This is a genomic window from Thermosynechococcus sp. TG215, from assembly GCF_031583455.1.
In the GTDB taxonomy this organism is placed as follows: Bacteria; Cyanobacteriota; Cyanobacteriia; order Thermosynechococcales; family Thermosynechococcaceae; genus Thermosynechococcus.
In genome coordinates, this window is the sequence record NZ_CP134178.1 from 1,384,759 (window position 1) to 1,400,942 (window position 16,184).

Consider the following 16,184-nt stretch of genomic DNA (forward strand, 5'->3'; position numbering starts at 1 on the left):
GATGGTCAAGGCACTTTCCTTTCCGATGATGGCGGAGCGGCAACATCCTTTAATTCAGCCGCTACTCACTTGGTCTGATGAAGCACTGATCAAAGCCTTTCAGGAGGAGCGCGATCGCGGCTGCTACTTTGTTGCCCTGTATTGTCGCTATGCCGCCCTTGTCTATAGTGTGCTGCAACACCACGGGCGATCGCCCGTACAAGTGGACTATCTGTTTGCTAAGGTGTGGCATGGGCTATTTTTTAGCCTTGACCGTTTGGAATTTACTCCTGAAGGGGTGAAAATTGGCGATGAGGAAGCTCGCTCCCTGCGCAATTGGATTATCAACCGCACCGCTACCCTGATTCAAGAGGAACTCCCCGGCATTGAGCACATTACCTATGTCCTGCAGGATGCGCCACCGCCCCTTTGGTGCTACTTAGAAGCCAGCCTTGCCTACTTGAGTCCCCTGAGCCGTCTCGTGCTAGTGACCACCCAAACCTTTCACTGGAACCTTGAGCGCGTGCGCGCCTATTTAGAAGTTCAAGGGGAAACCTACAGCCTTGAGGAACTCAACCAGCATTTAGAAGAGGGGCTAGTACGCATCGCGGAGTATCTGCCGCCGGATATTCGCCAAATTTACTTAATGCCCGATCTCGCTTCAGAGGAACCCCCCACCGTTCAACCCACTCTCGAAGAACTCTTTCCCAATAGCGTTGAGGAAGTGGGCACCCACCTTGAGAGTAACCCGACGGACGCTAGTATTGATAACCTACTGGCAGAGTGGGAGCGGATTCTCTCCAGCTAAGATTATTTTTCCACAGGTGAATCTCACAACGATCTGGGATGCCCCCAAGACCGTCCCTTGTATGCTAGACTCAATTTGTTGAGAAAAATTTCTAACAAGGTTTGACGTTCATGGGTCTGGGTGTTATTGATTTGCCGACATTTTCCCTTGAGGGCACTGTCGAAGCGGTCTTTTATAAGAAGGGGCGACCCAAAGTCGTGATTCTAAAAACCGCCACAGGAACGGTCTGGGTTAAGCTAGAAAAGTCTCTGCGCCGTGAGTTAGCGCAACCCCCCAAGGTGGGCGATCGCCTGCGGTTAGAGGGAATGATCAGCGATAAGTACGATGGCTGGGTCAAGCAATACAAGGCCAGTCATTTAGAATTTTTAGCAACGGCTCAACCCGCAGCGGCAAAGCGTTCTCAGCCCTGTAAGGTGCTCATTTGTCAAAAATCCTCCTGCTGTCGGCGGGGTGCCAAGGAACTCTGGCAAGAACTAGAGGCACAACAGCTCCCCATTGCCCTGAAGGCGACGGGCTGTATGGGGGAATGCAAACGGGGACCCGCGGTGGTTGTCCTGCCCCACAAGAAACGGCTGACCCGCGCCAATGCCCAACAGATTCGCGAGCTAGTTTGCTCGACTGAGGCTTAGGGAATTCAGGACAACGGCAATCGAACTCACAGCCATACAAGCGGCAGCAATTCCGGGGGTGAGACTAAGACCCCATAGGGGTAATCCAACACCGGCTGCAAGGGGTAAACCGACGATATTGTAGGCCACTGCCCAAAGAAGATTCTGCTGAATTTTGCGGAAGGTGGTGCGGCTAAGGCTTAGCACAGCGAGCACATCCTCTAGATGATTGCGGGTGAGGATAATATCCGCTGCTTCAATGGCCACCTCTGTACCCGTACCAAGGCTAATCCCCACCTGAGCTGCCGTTAGAGCTGGCGCATCATTCATGCCATCCCCGACCATGGCAACGGTTTTGCCTTGGGCTTGCCAACCTTCAATAAGAGCCAGCTTTTGTTGCGGTTGGAGGTCTGTGTGAAGATGGGTTGTGGGTAAGCCTAGTGGTTCTAGGAGTTGCTGTGCGGCTTTGGCCGTGTCTCCCGTCAGCACATGGATCGCATAGCCTTGGGCTTGCAGGGCTTGAACGGTGCTCACTGCCTCTGGGCGCAGGCGATCGCGAAAGGTCACAACGGCAATCAACTGGCGATCGCAGGCCAAGGCCACATGGGTTTCCACTTCTAGGGAGGGGCAGTCAACCCCCTGATCACGCAGCCAACTGAGGCGACCCGCCTGATAGTAATGCCCCTCAATCCAACCGCTGATCCCCAGTCCGAGGGCAGTTTCCACCTCTGTCACCGTTGCTAGCTCTGTTGTCTGGCCGGTCGCAGCCCACGCCTTCTGAATCGCCACTGCAAGGGGATGGCGACTCTCGCGCTCTAAACTGGCTAGCAGATACAGCACCTCTTGAGAGGAGTGATCGCCATAGAGGTTGATCTCGGCCACTGCCAGTTCACCGGTCGTCAGTGTGCCCGTCTTATCAAACACAATTGTGTCCAACTGCTGACTGCGCTCAAGAACATCACCACCTCGAATAATTAAGCCTTTGGCAGCCGCGTGACTGGTGCCCACAAGCAGCGCGATCGGGGTGGCAAGGCCAAGGGCACAGGGACAGGCAATCACCAGAACACTCAAGGCTAGCTTTAAGGGCAATAGGGGTGTGCTATTGGTCATTTCTGGGAAGAAATGGGGGGCGATCGCGCTCCAAAAGAGAGCCGTTGCTGCCGCCAAGGCTAGCACCCCATAGCCAAAATAGCCGGCCACCCCATCCGCCATTTGCTGCACCGGTGCTTTGCGATTTTGTGCCTGCACCACGAGGTCTAGAATCTGCCCCAAAAATGAGGCACGACCACAGCGTTCCACCCGTAGGGTAACGGCAGCACCAACATTGCGACTGCCCGCCAGAACGGATGCCCCCACCCCCTTGGCCACCGGTAGAGATTCCCCTGTGAGCATGGATTCATCCACCAGGGTTTCCCCGGTCACAATCGTGCCATCGGCAGGAAAGGGTTCTCCAGCATCTACCCACAGCCAGTCCCCGACTTGGATACGACTGACGGGAATGGGCCAGCGATCGCTAGCGGTCAAACTGGGTTGCCATAGCGCCTGTTGTGGCTGAAGCGCAAGGAGGGATCGCAAGTCCCGTTGTGCCTGTTGACGTACCCGTTGCTCCAGCGATCGCCCCAGCAAAATAAAGCCAAGGATCATCACCGGTTCATCAAAGAAACACGCCCAGCCCAAGGCCGGCCAGAGCCACGCCACCGTACTCGTGAGGTAAGCCCCCAAGGCGCCAAGAGCCACCAGCGTATTCATATTCGGGCGACGTTGGAACAGGCCCATCATTCCTTCCCGCAGAATTTCCCACCCCGGTAGGACAAGGGCAATGGTTGCTAGCCCCCAATGCCAGATCATTGCCTCTAACATGGGCCAGTGCCCCGGCAGCAGATCAATCCCGTGGCCGACACTGGAGAGAACAAGGAGCACAAGGGCGATCGCCAACCTTGGCAAAGAGGTTTCCTCAGAGGCCGTGGGCAGTTCCAAAAGGGCATTGGCTTCTGCGAGGGTGGCTTGAAAGCGACCTTGGTTCAGGCTCTCGACAATGGCGCTGGGGGTCGTCTCAGCGGGGGAATAGGTGACAACGGCGGTTCCCGTGACCAGATTGACTGCCGCAGCATCTACGCCCGGCTGCTCTTTTAACTGATTTTCCAGCGATCGCACGCAGCCAGCACAACGCAAGCCGCTCACCCGCAGGATGGCTACCTCAGGGGCGTGAGAATCAACACTTGAACTTAGGGACACGTCGCACCCTCTCCAAAAAGGACTACGTTCAATCTCCTAACTGCGTCCCCACCGCCTATTGTGGCACGTTGGCTTTGCGATGTCAGGGAAAGGGCGAGCTATCCTAAAGAAGTGAGGTTTTCACGAGAAATACAGAGAATGGTGACTGCCAAGGAGACGGGCGATCGCTATTTCACACCAGAAGAATACTTCGCGTGGGAAGAGCAGCAGTTAGAAAAGCATGAGTTGATTGATGGTTACGTGTATGCGATGGCGGGTGGTACAAGAAACCACAGCGATATTGCTGGTAACTTTTTGTTAATTATTAAATCCCACTTACGGGGTAAAGGCTGCAAAACCTATACTTCTGATTGTCGCGTGAATATTTTTGAGACATCGAATTTTACCTATCCCGATCTGAGTGTCACCTGTGACGATCGCGATCGCCAGAGTCCCTTTTTCATCACTTATCCCTGTCTCATTGTGGAAGTGCTCTCACCCGCCACCGAAGCCTACGATCGCGGCAAAAAGTTTGATCTCTACCGTCGTAACCCCAACCTCGTGGATTATGTGCTCGCTAGCTCAGAGGAAATGGCGATCGACATTTACCAGAAAAATGAAGTGGGGGATTGGTTGCTGCGCTGCTACCGCGCGGGCGATCGCGTTGAGTTGAGGAGCATTGACCTCAAAGTGCCTATTGAACAGTTTTATGAAGACGTTGACCTCTCTGCCCCCGCCGTAGATACCACTGCTCCGTGAAACGGCAAGCGGCTCTCCCTATGAACGCCGAGGCTATCGAAAAAGCAAAATTGGGTATTCTTTGAGAGGAGAGTAAATTCAAGGGGTACCAGACATGTTGCCGTTAACGGTGAGTCGCCTCTGGACAATTAGCCGTAATGTTTTCAATGAAACCCTGCGGGAGCGGGTTCTTTACGTCACTGCTGTTTTTGCCATTGGCCTCGCCTTGGCGGTTGTGATTTTGGGACAGGTGTCAGCAGGCACCCAAGACAAAATTAGCCTTGATGTGGGGATGGCAGGAATTTCCCTCTTTGGCTTGCTGATTGCGGCCTTTGTCGGGGGTGGTCTGCTCAATAAAGAGATAGAAAAGCGCACGATCTTAGTGATGTTGGCGAAACCCATCAGTCGCGCGGAATTTATTATTGGCAAACATTTGGGTCTATCGGCGGTTCTGCTGGTACTGGTAGCACTGATGACGCTGATTCTGTTTATTCTGATGAGCTTGAATCAGTTTGCCTATCCCGCAGGACCTTTGATGGTGACCTCTTTCTACATTGCGCTGCAACTCGCCCTCTTGACGGCAGCCGCTTTGCTCTTTGGCAGTTTCACCAGTTCCCTGATTGCCACGCTGTTAACGGTGGCACTGTACTTTATGGGGCACTTTAGTCAAAACTTGGTGATCCTCAGCCAAAAGATGGAGAGTGATGCCGTACGGCAACTGATGCAGTTTCTCTATCTGATCTTTCCCGATTTATCCCGCTTGGATTTTAAGAATACAGCGGTCTATGGCATGCTGCCCTCTGTACCAGAACTCGTGGCCAATGCCTTCTATGGCGTGATTTATACGGTAGCACTGCTGGCGATCGCCACTTGGATTTTCTCCCGTCGCAATTTTTAAGAAAAACCCACCGCCCCGCTGTGCAATTGCTCCCCCAATGGGCTATGATAAAGCTCTGGGAATTTTTGCCCGTGTAGCTCAGTGGTAGAGCACACCCTTGGTAAGGGTGAGGTCACGAGTTCAATCCTCGTCACGGGCTTTGTTGGGCAAATCTCATGGAAGTTGCCATCGCGAGTGGGGGCATTTATCGCTGTCGCTGCCAGTAAATGAGTGCCAGTACGACGGCCAAAAGAACCACTGTACGGCGTAACAGCAGCGGGTTAACCGCACGGGCAAATTTACCCCCCAAAAGTCCGCCAACAATGGCAGCGATCGCCATCCCCAAGGCAACGGGCCACACCACCTCCCCCGATACAACAAAAAACGCGGCAGCGGCAACATTGATTCCAAAGGCCAAAATGTGCTTCAAGCCATTGAGGCGCGTCAAGCTTTCCCCGAGAACAATGCCCAGCACGGCGAGTAGAATCACACTCACCCCCGCGCCAAAATAGCCGCCATAGACCGCCGCTAGAAACACAAGAGGAATGGCTCCCACTTCAGATACGGCTGGCGTACTGATCCGCTGCAGCAACCAAGCCCGCACCTGCTCCTGAACCCCCAAGAGGACAGCGGCCAAAAGCAGCAAATAGGGAATCAAGGCATTAAAGAGTGCCTCGTTGGTGTGCAAGAGTAACATCGCCCCTGTGATGCCCCCGGCCACCGCACTGGGAAAGAGCCAACCAAGGCGCCGTTGCTGACCCTTTAGCTCCTGCCGTTGCGCCACTGTCGCTCCCAAGTAACCGGGTACCAAAGCCACCGTGCTGGTGAGATTGGCAACCACTGGCGGCAAGCCGATCGCCACCAAGGCAGGAAAACTAATCAGTGTTCCCCCACCGGCAATGGCATTGACAAAGCCCGCCGCCAGACCTGCAACGGTCAGCAGTCCGATCCCGCTGATCATGCCCCTGACTAGCTAGAGCCTAAGCAAGGTAGCGTTGGATGGTCTCGCGGTACTGACTCTTGGGTTTCATCCCCACGATCACTTCTAGGAGTTCTTTGTTTTTGAAGAGTTGAATCGTGGGTGTACTGGTAACCCCTGCTTGCTCGGCGATCGCGCTATCTTCAGTAATGTCAATTTCAATCAGCTGCACCCTGCCATCGAACTCCTCGACTAGGCGATCCAAAATCGGCTTGAGGGTGTGGCACGGGCCACAGGTGGGCGAGACATATTTCACCAGCAGCAGGCGATCGCTCTCGTGGAAAAGCTTGCGCAAGGCATAGCTACCCCGATGCTTAATGGCATTGGGATCAAACGCCTGTTCTGGAGATGTCGTAGGCTTCGCCGTTTCTGCGGGTTTGGTCTCGGTTTCCGTTTGGTGGAACTCCTGAATTAGCCCCCGCGCCGAGAGCCAGCGTTCGGCATCAAGGGCGGCCATACAGCCACTGCCTGCCGCTGTTACTGCTTGGCGGTATTCATGGTCTTGAACATCCCCTGCGGCAAAGACCCCTGCCACATTCGTTTGTGTCCCGTGGTGGGTGACGATATAGCCCACACTATCCAATTCCAGAAAATCTTTGAAGAGTTGGGTGTTGGGGGTATGACCAATGGCGTAGAATAGGCCGCGCACCGGCAGGACGGATTCTTCCCCTGTGGCTTTATTGATAATCCGCAGACCCGTCATTAAATTGCCATCGCCAAGGATTTCCCGTGCTTCAGTTTGCCAGTGAACCGTAATTTTAGGATTGGCAAACACGCGATCCTGCATCGCCTTACTAGCGCGCATTTTGTCACTACGCACAAGAAGATGGACGTGGGAGCCATATTTAGTGAGATAGACTGCTTCCTCCGCTGCACTATCACCGCCGCCAATCACCGCCAACTCGACATCCTTGAAAATCGGCGTTGCCCCATCACAAATGGCACAGGCGGAGACCCCCTTAGTCCAATACTGCTCTTCGCCGGGGAGATGGAGTCGTTTGGCCGTGGCACCCGTACAGATAATGACGCTGTGGGCATAGACCTGCCGCTCTGCTGAGCTAATGAGAAAGGGGCGTTGACTAAAATCCACCTGAATCACATCTTCAGTGACCATTTCTGTGCCCCAGCGCTCTGCTTGCGCCTTCATCCGTGCCATCAGTTGCGGCCCTTGAATGCCTTCCGGAAAGCCGGGAAAGTTTTCCACTTCGGTGGTGGTCATGAGTTGTCCCCCCGGCAGCCCCCCAATTTGATAGCCTTCAAACATAAAGGGCTTGAGGTTGGCGCGAGCGGCATAGATGGCTGCTGTGTAGCCCGCAGGGCCAGAACCAATAATGACAACGTTTTCAATCCGTGGCGGTGTCATGGCTAAAACAAACTCGAAACGACTATGAGTTATTTGATTTTAGCTTGATTTTCCGTGGCAAACAAGGGAAGCATCTTTGGGCATAATGAAACGGTTAGGCACGCTCCTTGGCTGTGTATATCAAGCAGTTAGAACTCACGAATTTTAAGTCCTTTGGCGGCACAACCGTGATTCCGCTGCTGCCGGGGTTTACGGTCATTTCAGGCCCCAATGGCTCAGGGAAGTCGAACCTCTTGGATGCGTTGCTGTTTGCCCTTGGCCTTGCGGGGTCTAAGGGGATGCGGGCAGAACGATTGCCAGATTTGGTGAACCATAGCCAAACGCGGCGTGGCCATAGTGTGGTCGAAACGCGAGTCACGGTGACCTTTGCACTAGATGCTGAAACGGAATGGCGCGTGACGCGGCGACTGCGGGTAACCAAGCAGGGCACCTATACCTCGACCTACGCGGTGAATGATCAACCCTGCACGCTGAATGAACTGCACGACCAGTTGCAGGCATTTTGTATTTATCCCCAAGGGTATAACGTGGTCTTGCAGGGGGACGTCACCAGTATCATTTCTATGAATGCCAAGGCACGGCGGGAAATTATTGACGAATTGGCGGGGGTGGCGGATTTTGACCGCAAGATTGCCCAAGCTCGCGAAAAATTAGATACAGTCAAGGAGCGCGAAGAACGCTTTCGCATTGTTGAGCAGGAATTGATTCAACAGCGCGATCGCCTGCAACGGGATCGCCTGCAAGCGGAAAAATATCAAGCCCTACGGCTAGAACTGCAAGAGCGAGAGCAATGGCTGTTGGTGCGCCAATGGCAAGCCCAGGAAGCGCAAAAGGTGCAACTACAAACACAGATTCAGACGCTACAAAAAGAACAAGCCCAACGCCAAGAGCAACTGCAACAAAAGGCACGGGAGATGGCAGCGGCAACGGTTACGCTAGAACAACTCAATCAACAGGTGAAAGCCCTCGGCGAAGAAACGTACCTCCGCCTGCAAGCAGCGTTGGCGGCTCTCCACGCCCAACAGCGGCAGTGTCAACGCCAGCAAACAGCCTACCAACAGCAGCAGGCACAGTTGGCAGAACAACTCCAGCAACGGCAAGCCCAGTACCACAGTCAACGGTTGCAGCAACAGCAACTTACTCAAGAGTTAGAACAGCAACAGGGCGATCGCCCCCCCTTAGTGACAGCGGTTGCCACCAGCCAAGCCACCCTCGACGCCCTACGGCAGCAAGCTCAGGAGTTGAATACGGCAGCCCAAGCTTGGTTTCAGGAGCACAGTCGGCGACGGCAGCGGATTGATGCCCTGATCCACGAACTGGAACCGAGTCGCAGTGAACTCTCTCGCCTTCAGGAGCGATCGCAACAATTGCGGCAACGGCAGGGGGAATTGCACCAAGCGGCCACCAGTTTAGAAGCTCAACAATTGGAATTGCAAGACGCGCTCACAAAAGCTGCAGCAGCAGTCCAACAAGAGGAGCAGCAACTACAAAACCTCGCCCAACAACTGGCCACAGCTCAGCAACAATTGAGCTTAACAGAAGAAACCTATCAACGCCTTGAGCGAGAACAGCGCCAAAAGCAGCGAGAACTGGATCAACTGGAAGCACGGCAACAGGCGGTTCAGGAAAGCCAAGGGAGTTTTGCGGCGCGGCTCATTTTAAGTGCTGATCTCCCCGGCGTGTTTGGGCTGGTGGCACAGCTCGGTCAAGTGGAACCCCGCTATCAACTGGCCTTGGAAATTGCGGCCGGGGCACGCCTAGGCAATATCGTTGTGGCGGATGACAGTGTGGCGGCAGCAGCGATCGCCATCCTGAAGCGGGAACGGGCTGGTAGAGCGACATTTTTGCCCCTGAACAAGATGGCACGTCCCAAGACCCTACCCCTTATCTCCTTGGCAGGCTGTATTGACTATGCCTTGAATCTTGTGACCTTTGAGCCGCAATATGCCCCCATTTTTGCCTACGTGTTTGGCAGTACCCTGGTCTTTGAGAGCCTTGAGGCGGCGCGACCCTACCTAGGGCAATATCGGATGGTCACCCTAGAGGGAGACTTGCTAGAACCCTCAGGGGCAATGACCGGGGGTAGCTATAGTCGGACAAATACCCTCCGTTTTGGTCAGGGGGCCACCCCCCAAGAATCGGCAGAAGTCCAACAGGTGCGCGATCGCCTTGGGGAACTGGAACGCCTGTTAGATCGCCTCATTCAAGAGCGCACGCAAAAACAGGGGAGAGTGAATGAGCTGAGCCAAGCCCTGAGTGACGCCCGCCAAAGCCATCGCGATCGCCAGCGGCAATGGGAGCAACTTCAGCAGCAACAGCAGCACCTCAACCGCCAGCAAGCAGACTTAGCGCGCCAACAGCAGCACCTTAGCCAAGAGTTAACCGCCGCAGAGACTGAACTCGCGCACCTAGAGGCTCGTCTTCCTGAACTCGAAGCAGAACTCGCCGCCGAACGCCTTGCCCTCAATGCCCTTGAAGCCAATCCCAGCCATCAGCAGTGGCAGCAGCTTCAGGAACAGCTTCAGGCACAGGAAAAAATTCACGCCGACCATGTGGCCGCCCTGCAAGCGGTGGATCAAGCCTTGGGCGATCGCCACCGTCAACTCGAGCAACTAGCACGAGACCTAAAACAAACAGAACAGGAAATTCAGCGACTGCACCAAGCCCAACAGGAGACGCTTTGTCAGCAGCAAGCCCTCGATCAGATGCTTGGGGACTTAGCGACGCAAACTCAAAGCACGCAAACTGCCTTGAGGGAATTGGACGCCCGCCTTGGCCACCTCAAGGGCGATCGCGATCGCCAAGACTACCAACTACGACAGCAGCAAAAGGACTACCAACAACTGGAATGGCAATACCAAAAAGCCAGCGACACCCTCACCACGCTGCAAGCCCAACTTCAGGAATTCAGCACCATCGAGGCACCCCCTTTACCCCAGCCATGGCCGGAAGTGCCCGCCAATCTCTCCCTCAGCGACATTCAACAGCAGTGCCAAGCCCTCGAAAAACAGCTGCGTGCCATGGAACCCGTCAATATGTTGGCGATTCAGGAATTTGAGGAAACACAAGGGCGGCTTAATGAGCTACAGGAGAAGCTCGCCGTTCTAGAAGCGGAGCGCACGGAGATCCTACTGCGGATTGAGAACTTCACCACCCTGCGTCAGCAGTCCTTCCGTGAAGCTTTTGATGCCGTCAATGCCAACTTCCAAACCATTTTTGCCACCCTCTCCGAGGGTGATGGCTATCTGCAACTGGAAAGTCCTGAGGATCCCTTTGCCGGGGGTCTGAATCTGGTGGCACATCCCAAGGGGAAACCCGTACAACGCTTGGCCTCAATGTCGGGGGGAGAAAAATCCCTCACGGCCCTCAGTTTTATCTTTGCCCTACAACGCTATCGCCCTTCCCCCTTCTATGCCTTTGATGAGGTGGATATGTTTCTCGATGGTGCCAATGTTGAGCGCCTTGCCAAAATGATTCAGCAGCAGAGCCAAGAGGCACAGTTTATTGTTGTCAGTCTGCGGCGACCAATGATTGAAGCGGCTCAGCGCACGATTGGCGTCACCCAAGCGCGGGGTCAACATACCCAAGTGATTGGCCTCGATTTGACCGCTCACCATTGATGCCTAACGGTGGCTGAAAAATAATTCCTAGATTTTCGATAGTTGATCGGCGTGGATCGTAGAGGAACAGTAGAATCCATTTAACTGTCAAAACCTCGAAGTTCTGCTGAGGAGTGTCCCTATGAAATACTGGCAAAAATTTGGCCTGAGCTTACTGACGGTGGCCTGTTTGGGAACAATTGCCCCTCGACCTGCCCAAGCCAATATGTTTACACAAACGGAAGTGGATCAAAGCCGCTATGTGGTGATGGCTGTGCCCCTTGCCCGCGGTGGCTATCGCCTCTTAGTGGTGGAGCAAATTAAGGATACTCGTCCCTGCTGGAGTGAGTCGGGCAGCAACCCCGTGGTGATTGACCCACTGTTGACGACGTTTGACTTTACGGGCATTTGTGGGCGGGCTACGGATAGCAATGGCTACTCGATTCGGGTGGCGCAACAGGATTTAGGGTTGCAGTATGGTCTGCGCATTGAACAGGGGGATGGCGAGTTACTCCTTGTTGGCAGCAGCAATCGCGGTGGCCCACGTATGGTCATTGGCCGCACCCACGGTATGCAGGAAGGGCAATTTCTCAAGTTTCATCTGGAACCCACTTGGCGGCTAACGCGGCGCACCTATGAGGGGCAAGTGCTGGGTCATGTGTATTTCACCAATGACTCTTGGGAAGCAGCAACCGGGAGTATCCCTGCCCCTGCAACGCCCATCGGCACGGAAACCAACATTGATCCCATACCCACTCCCCAAAGCTAGGTTTACCGCTGCTTCATTGCCCGCTCCATCTCCCGTTTATCTTGGCGCTGCTTGAGGTCTTGGCGTTTGTCGTGGAGCTTCTTACCACGCGCCAGCCCTAGGGAAACCTTGACCCGCCCATTTTTCAGGTAAAGCTTCAGGGGCACAAGGGTGAGTCCTTTTTGTTCCACCTTGCCCACTAGCTTACGGATTTCCTGCTTGTGGAGAAGGAGCTTGCGATCGCGCAGGGGGTCATGGTTGTAGGATTGGTTAGTGCTCTCATGGGGCGAAATGTGCACATTCATCAACCAAACTTCACCATTGCGGATGCGGGCAAAGCCATCCCGTAAATTCACCTTGCCAGCGCGAATGGACTTGACCTCAGTGCCGAGCAACACGAGACCACATTCATAGGTTTCCAGAATTTCGTATTGGAAGCGCGCTTGGCGATTTTCACTCAGGACTTTGATGCTATCGCCCATCAAAAACTCCGCAAGGGTATTGCCAATATACCGTAGTTTAGGGGTAGGGGAAATTTTCATCTTATCACTGCCCTCCCACCCCCCTGCTCAATGGTTATGACGCTATGCCCAAGCCGCAGCAGTTAGCGTTTCTGCAAGGCCTGCCCTTGATTGCAGTGGTGCGTGCTGCTCATCCTACTGCAGCGATCGCCCACGCTCAAGTGTATATTCAAGCGGGCTTCACCTGCCTAGAGGTGACTTGGACAACCCCCGATGCTGCTGGCGTCTTGCAACAACTCCGTCAAGACGCTCCCCACTGCACCATTGGCGCTGCGAGCCTGCAAAACCCAGAAATGGTTAAAGGAGCGATCGCTGCTGGCGCACAATTTTTAGTGACCCCCCATACAGCGATAGAGGTGGTGCCCCTCGCAAAGGCGGCCAATTGTCCTCTGATTTTGGGGGCATTGACACCAACGGAAATTCTCCACGCTTGGCAAGCCGGGGCAACGGCAGTGAAGGTTTTTCCAGTGATGGCGGTGGGGGGGGCGAGCTATCTACGCGCCTTGCGACCCTTGTTGGCTGAGATTCCCCTGATTCCCTGTGGCGGTATTGGTTGGGGGGATGTGGTACCCCTCTGGAAAGCGGGGGCGATCGCCATTGGTATGGGCAGTCAACTCAGCACGGATGTAGCAGGCCTCAAGCAGCAGGTGGCTCAGGCTCGTCAGGCGTATCAGGCACTGGCGCAGGGGTAAGGGTGCGCACCCGCTCAGCATGGAACCGTTTGCGGCGCCAGCGTTTGCCCAAATCGAGGCCAATGGTTTTGTGGAAATCATCCTGCACCTTTGCCGTGAGGCGGTAGGACACTTGGCGGACAATTTGAGCCAAGACGCGATTGCCTGTCCCTTGAATCAGGCCATGGGGCAAACGGTAGATAAACCGAGGAAAGTACATTTCCACCCGCAAATCCAATTCCCAATTGACCCGCGTGTAATCAATGACATTCAGCGCCAACAGGTCGCTATCCGTCTCAGGGGTGGCTCGCATCGGTACCAAGGCCATGGCCGCTTGAAAATTCACCTCATAGTTCAAAAACGGCTGTTCGGGCACAGGAATTGTTTCAATGCGATAGACCCCCTGCTCTTGGGGCAGTAGGTGCAGTCCAATTTTGGGTTCCACTTCATAGCCATGGGAACCATAGCGGCCAATGGTGAGAATGTAGCCATGCTTGCCCACAGGTTCTGTTTTCATGGGATGGGCGCAGCGGTGAAACCATTCTTGGTGATTGTTCAAATAGGTCTCGTAGCGTTGAACGGGCGCATAGACTTCCATCCAGCCTTGGAATTGGTTGTGAAAAATAAAGGGGGGTAGCTTTGTCCCCTCTTGGGCATCGGTCATAGTATTAGATCAGCATTAGATCAGCATTTGGTGATTTTGATCCTGACATACGGCTGGGGGCGATCGATCGCTACTGCGGGGAACCTTGGAAATATTGTCCCTGTCCAATGGTTGGTTTACATTTCGTTACATTACTATTCAGTTGCTTGAGGCTCCAGCGATGCCCCCTGTCCCTGCTTGGCTCGCCATTGAACACTTGGACAAGCCGTGGATTTTTTGGCCATTGTGCTTGATGGTGCTTCTCAGCAGTATTGTTTTGCGCTGGGGGAAAGTGCAGCAGCAGTGGGCGCGGGTCATTGTCGTTGGCAGTTTAATGGCCGTGATGCTGCATTATCTGCTGTGGCGATCGCTGGCTACCCTCAATCTACGCACTCCCCTAGAGGCCACCTTTAGCCTACTCCTACTGGCGATTGAAGGTTTTATGATGGCGGGCTATGGCCTGCAACTCTACCTCCTCTTGCACATTAAAAACCGTCGCCCTGAAGCCGATGCTGCTGCCCTTGCGGTCAAAAGTGGCCACTATCAGCCTTGGGTGGATATTTTTATTCCGACCTACAATGAACCCCTGACGATTTTGCGACGCACGATTGTTGGCTGCCAAGCCCTCGACTATCCCCACAAACGTATCTATGTTCTTGACGATACCCGTCGCCCTGCCCTACGGGAATTGGCCTGTGAACTGGGCTGTGAGTACCTCAGCCGTCCAGACAATCGCCATGCCAAAGCGGGCAACCTGAACCATGCCCTTACGCAGACCAAGGGTGAACTGATTGCGGTCTTTGATGCTGACTTTGTTCCCACTCGAAATTTTCTCACCCGCACTGTGGGCTTTTTCCAGACCGCTGATATTGGCCTTGTCCAAACCTACCAGAGCTTTTACAATCCCGATCCCATTGCCCGTAACCTTGGCCTCGAGGATCACCTACCCCAAGAGGTGGAAATCTTCTCCCGTCATTATCAAGTCCTGCGGGATGGCATTGAAACAGCGCTGTGCTACGGCAGTTCCTTTGTGGTGCGGCGATCGGCCCTCGATGCCATTGGCGGCTTTGTTACTGAATCCCTCAGCGAGGACTACTACACAGGAATTCAATTGGCGGCAGCAGGTCATCGGTTGATTTACCTGAATGAAAGTCTCAGTGCGGGCTTGTGTGCAGAGGACATGACGGCGCATATTCGTCAACGTCAACGCTGGGCACGGGGCACCCTCCAAGGATTATTCATTGTGGCAAGTCCACTGCGGGTACCCAATCTCACTGGGCTTCAGCGCCTTGCCCACCTAGAGGGGATCACGCAATGGTTTCACAGTCCCATGCGTTTGCTGTTGCTGCTGTTGCCCTTGATTGCCGCCTTTTGGGGTGTCGTCCCCCTTGAAACCACCCTGCGGCAGTGGCTCTACTATTTTGTGCCCTACTACTGGCTGCTGTTGAGTACATTCCGCTGGCTCAATGGTCAAAGTCGCTCTGCCTTGGTATCTGATATTTATGCGGTTCTTCAATGTGTGCCGTTGACATTGACAGTGATTGACACGTTGTTGCGTCCCTTTGGTCGCGGCTTTTGGGTGACTCCCAAGGGGAGTTATCGCGATCGCTACCATTTTCAGTGGCACCTAGCGACACCGCTCCTCGTGCTTTTTCTTCTCTCTGTGGCGGCTGCTGTATTAAATTGGCAGGCATTACACACCAAGGGGCTACTATTGGCTTGGGTCTGGAACCTCTACAATCTGGTAATTCTCGCCCTTGCCCTCTACAGCCTCATCGAACGCCCCCGCCCCGATCCCTATGATTGGCTCAATGTCCAGCAAACCGTTGAACTCCATCTCGCTTGGGATCAAACCACTGCCCTGTGGGGCACGACAATTCGCCTTTCTGAAGGGGGGGCGATCGTGCATCTGCATCAACCCCTCCCCCCCTCCGCAATGGGTGTACCCCTCACCTGTCGGCTTTTGGAGGCAGGCATTGACCTCAGCGGCCAAGTTGTTGATATGCCCAATCCAACGACCCTAGAGATTTACTTTGACCCCCTGACCTTGGCTCAATACCGCCAATTGGTCACCTTACTTTTTTGTGAACCCAACCGTTGGCAATGGCAAAAAGCCCCCAGTGAATTACAAACCCTGTGGCTGCTTCTGCACACTCTCATCTCGCCTCCCCTGAGTCGTCACTGGATGCGGATCACCCGCCCTAGTCAGGCAAAAGCGTGGCATCGAGCCTATAGCTATGCCAATGAAAAATGATTTTTGCCAGCTCTTTGTAACATTAAGCTTATAGGTCTTAAACGAGGGGACTATCCATCCAAAAGCCGTCCACAAATTGCCTAGTTGCTCCATCGCAACGAGTCCACCATTACTCGCTGGCTCAATGTCTATCGTCCAGTGTTGAATTCTGCATTGGCAGTCACTGTCTCTCCTCTGAAAAA

The 16,184-nt window shown here is 54.2% G+C and carries 13 protein-coding genes and 1 tRNA gene; 9 read left to right on the plus strand and 5 right to left on the minus strand.

All coding sequences use genetic code 11. The features are described from left to right. Position 1 precedes the first annotated feature (1 nt). Positions 2-787, plus strand: a complete 786-nt coding sequence (locus RHJ02_RS06650) for a hypothetical protein (protein ID WP_206199489.1) — start codon at positions 2-4, stop codon at positions 785-787. 110 nt (positions 788-897) lie between these two features. Next, positions 898-1,416 carry a (2Fe-2S) ferredoxin domain-containing protein gene (locus RHJ02_RS06655; protein WP_206199490.1) on the plus strand — a complete coding sequence of 173 codons (519 nt, stop codon included), beginning with the start codon at positions 898-900 and terminating at the stop codon, positions 1,414-1,416. Here RHJ02_RS06655 and RHJ02_RS06660 read toward each other — a convergent pair. Further along, positions 1,393-3,630, minus strand: coding sequence for a heavy metal translocating P-type ATPase (locus tag RHJ02_RS06660; protein ID WP_310800053.1), 2,238 nt, complete (start codon positions 3,628-3,630; stop codon positions 1,393-1,395). The two genes, RHJ02_RS06655 and RHJ02_RS06660, sit on opposite strands and share 24 nt — an antisense overlap. Positions 3,631-3,768: 138 nt before the next feature. Here RHJ02_RS06660 and RHJ02_RS06665 point away from each other — a divergent pair, with 138 nt between their 5' ends. The 3 genes from RHJ02_RS06665 to RHJ02_RS06675 all read left to right on the plus strand — a co-directional run bounded on the left by RHJ02_RS06665 (position 3,769) and on the right by RHJ02_RS06675 (position 5,384). Continuing rightward, positions 3,769-4,368, plus strand: coding sequence for a Uma2 family endonuclease (locus RHJ02_RS06665; protein WP_310800054.1), 600 nt, complete (start codon positions 3,769-3,771; stop codon positions 4,366-4,368). A 94-nt stretch (positions 4,369-4,462) separates the two neighbouring features. After that, a complete protein-coding gene (locus RHJ02_RS06670) occupies positions 4,463-5,245 on the plus strand; it encodes an ABC transporter permease (protein ID WP_206199492.1) in 783 nt (260 codons plus the stop codon). Positions 5,246-5,312: 67 nt separating this feature from the next. Then, positions 5,313-5,384: transfer RNA gene (locus RHJ02_RS06675), tRNA-Thr, on the plus strand. Positions 5,385-5,429: 45 nt separating this feature from the next. Here the strand turns inward: RHJ02_RS06675 and RHJ02_RS06680 are convergent. Further along, positions 5,430-6,185 carry a sulfite exporter TauE/SafE family protein gene (locus RHJ02_RS06680; protein ID WP_310800055.1) on the minus strand — a complete coding sequence of 252 codons (756 nt, stop codon included), beginning with the start codon at positions 6,183-6,185 and terminating at the stop codon, positions 5,430-5,432. A gap of 19 nt (positions 6,186-6,204) precedes the next feature. Beyond that, positions 6,205-7,566 carry a thioredoxin-disulfide reductase gene (gene trxB, locus RHJ02_RS06685; protein ID WP_310742793.1) on the minus strand — a complete coding sequence of 454 codons (1,362 nt, stop codon included), beginning with the start codon at positions 7,564-7,566 and terminating at the stop codon, positions 6,205-6,207. Between the two features lie 113 nt (positions 7,567-7,679). Between trxB and smc the strand changes: the two genes are divergently transcribed. Continuing rightward, entirely contained in the window at positions 7,680-11,186 is a 3,507-nt protein-coding gene (smc, locus tag RHJ02_RS06690) for a chromosome segregation protein SMC (RefSeq protein ID WP_310744969.1), read from the plus strand. A 121-nt stretch (positions 11,187-11,307) separates the two neighbouring features. Beyond that, the gene (locus RHJ02_RS06695; RefSeq protein WP_206199496.1) at positions 11,308-11,934 is read left to right on the plus strand and encodes a DUF3747 domain-containing protein; all 627 of its coding nucleotides are present in this window, start codon (positions 11,308-11,310) and stop codon (positions 11,932-11,934) included. A gap of 2 nt (positions 11,935-11,936) precedes the next feature. Here RHJ02_RS06695 and smpB read toward each other — a convergent pair whose 3' ends face one another. Continuing rightward, positions 11,937-12,395 carry an SsrA-binding protein SmpB gene (gene smpB / locus RHJ02_RS06700; protein WP_302677807.1) on the minus strand — a complete coding sequence of 153 codons (459 nt, stop codon included), beginning with the start codon at positions 12,393-12,395 and terminating at the stop codon, positions 11,937-11,939. Positions 12,396-12,499: 104 nt separating this feature from the next. Here smpB and RHJ02_RS06705 point away from each other — a divergent pair, with 104 nt between their 5' ends. Further along, positions 12,500-13,126, plus strand: coding sequence for a bifunctional 4-hydroxy-2-oxoglutarate aldolase/2-dehydro-3-deoxy-phosphogluconate aldolase (locus RHJ02_RS06705; protein ID WP_310800056.1), 627 nt, complete (start codon positions 12,500-12,502; stop codon positions 13,124-13,126). Here RHJ02_RS06705 and RHJ02_RS06710 read toward each other — a convergent pair. After that, positions 13,071-13,769, minus strand: coding sequence for a DUF1997 domain-containing protein (locus RHJ02_RS06710; protein WP_206199499.1), 699 nt, complete (start codon positions 13,767-13,769; stop codon positions 13,071-13,073). The two genes, RHJ02_RS06705 and RHJ02_RS06710, sit on opposite strands and share 56 nt — an antisense overlap. Positions 13,770-13,929: 160 nt before the next feature. On the opposite strand from RHJ02_RS06710, the gene RHJ02_RS06715 reads away from it, so the two are divergent. Then, entirely contained in the window at positions 13,930-16,002 is a 2,073-nt protein-coding gene (locus RHJ02_RS06715; protein ID WP_310800057.1) for a glycosyltransferase, read from the plus strand. Positions 16,003-16,184: the final 182 nt, after the last annotated feature.

Bases quoted from the DNA above. Each gene is read 5' to 3' on its own strand.
- RHJ02_RS06650 (WP_206199489.1), top strand. From the start codon at position 2: ATGGTCAAGGCACTTTCCTTTCCGATGATGGCGGAGCGGCAACATCCT.
- RHJ02_RS06655 (WP_206199490.1), top strand. From the start codon at position 898: ATGGGTCTGGGTGTTATTGATTTGCCGACATTTTCCCTTGAGGGCACT.
- RHJ02_RS06665 (WP_310800054.1), top strand. From the start codon at position 3,769: ATGGTGACTGCCAAGGAGACGGGCGATCGCTATTTCACACCAGAAGAA.
- RHJ02_RS06670 (WP_206199492.1), top strand. From the start codon at position 4,463: ATGTTGCCGTTAACGGTGAGTCGCCTCTGGACAATTAGCCGTAATGTT.
- RHJ02_RS06680 (WP_310800055.1), bottom strand. From the start codon at position 6,185: ATGATCAGCGGGATCGGACTGCTGACCGTTGCAGGTCTGGCGGCGGGC.
- trxB (WP_310742793.1), bottom strand. From the start codon at position 7,566: ATGACACCGCCACGGATTGAAAACGTTGTCATTATTGGTTCTGGCCCT.
- RHJ02_RS06695 (WP_206199496.1), top strand. From the start codon at position 11,308: ATGAAATACTGGCAAAAATTTGGCCTGAGCTTACTGACGGTGGCCTGT.
- smpB (WP_302677807.1), bottom strand. From the start codon at position 12,395: ATGGGCGATAGCATCAAAGTCCTGAGTGAAAATCGCCAAGCGCGCTTC.
- RHJ02_RS06705 (WP_310800056.1), top strand. From the start codon at position 12,500: ATGCCCAAGCCGCAGCAGTTAGCGTTTCTGCAAGGCCTGCCCTTGATT.
- RHJ02_RS06710 (WP_206199499.1), bottom strand. From the start codon at position 13,769: ATGACCGATGCCCAAGAGGGGACAAAGCTACCCCCCTTTATTTTTCAC.
- RHJ02_RS06715 (WP_310800057.1), top strand. From the start codon at position 13,930: ATGCCCCCTGTCCCTGCTTGGCTCGCCATTGAACACTTGGACAAGCCG.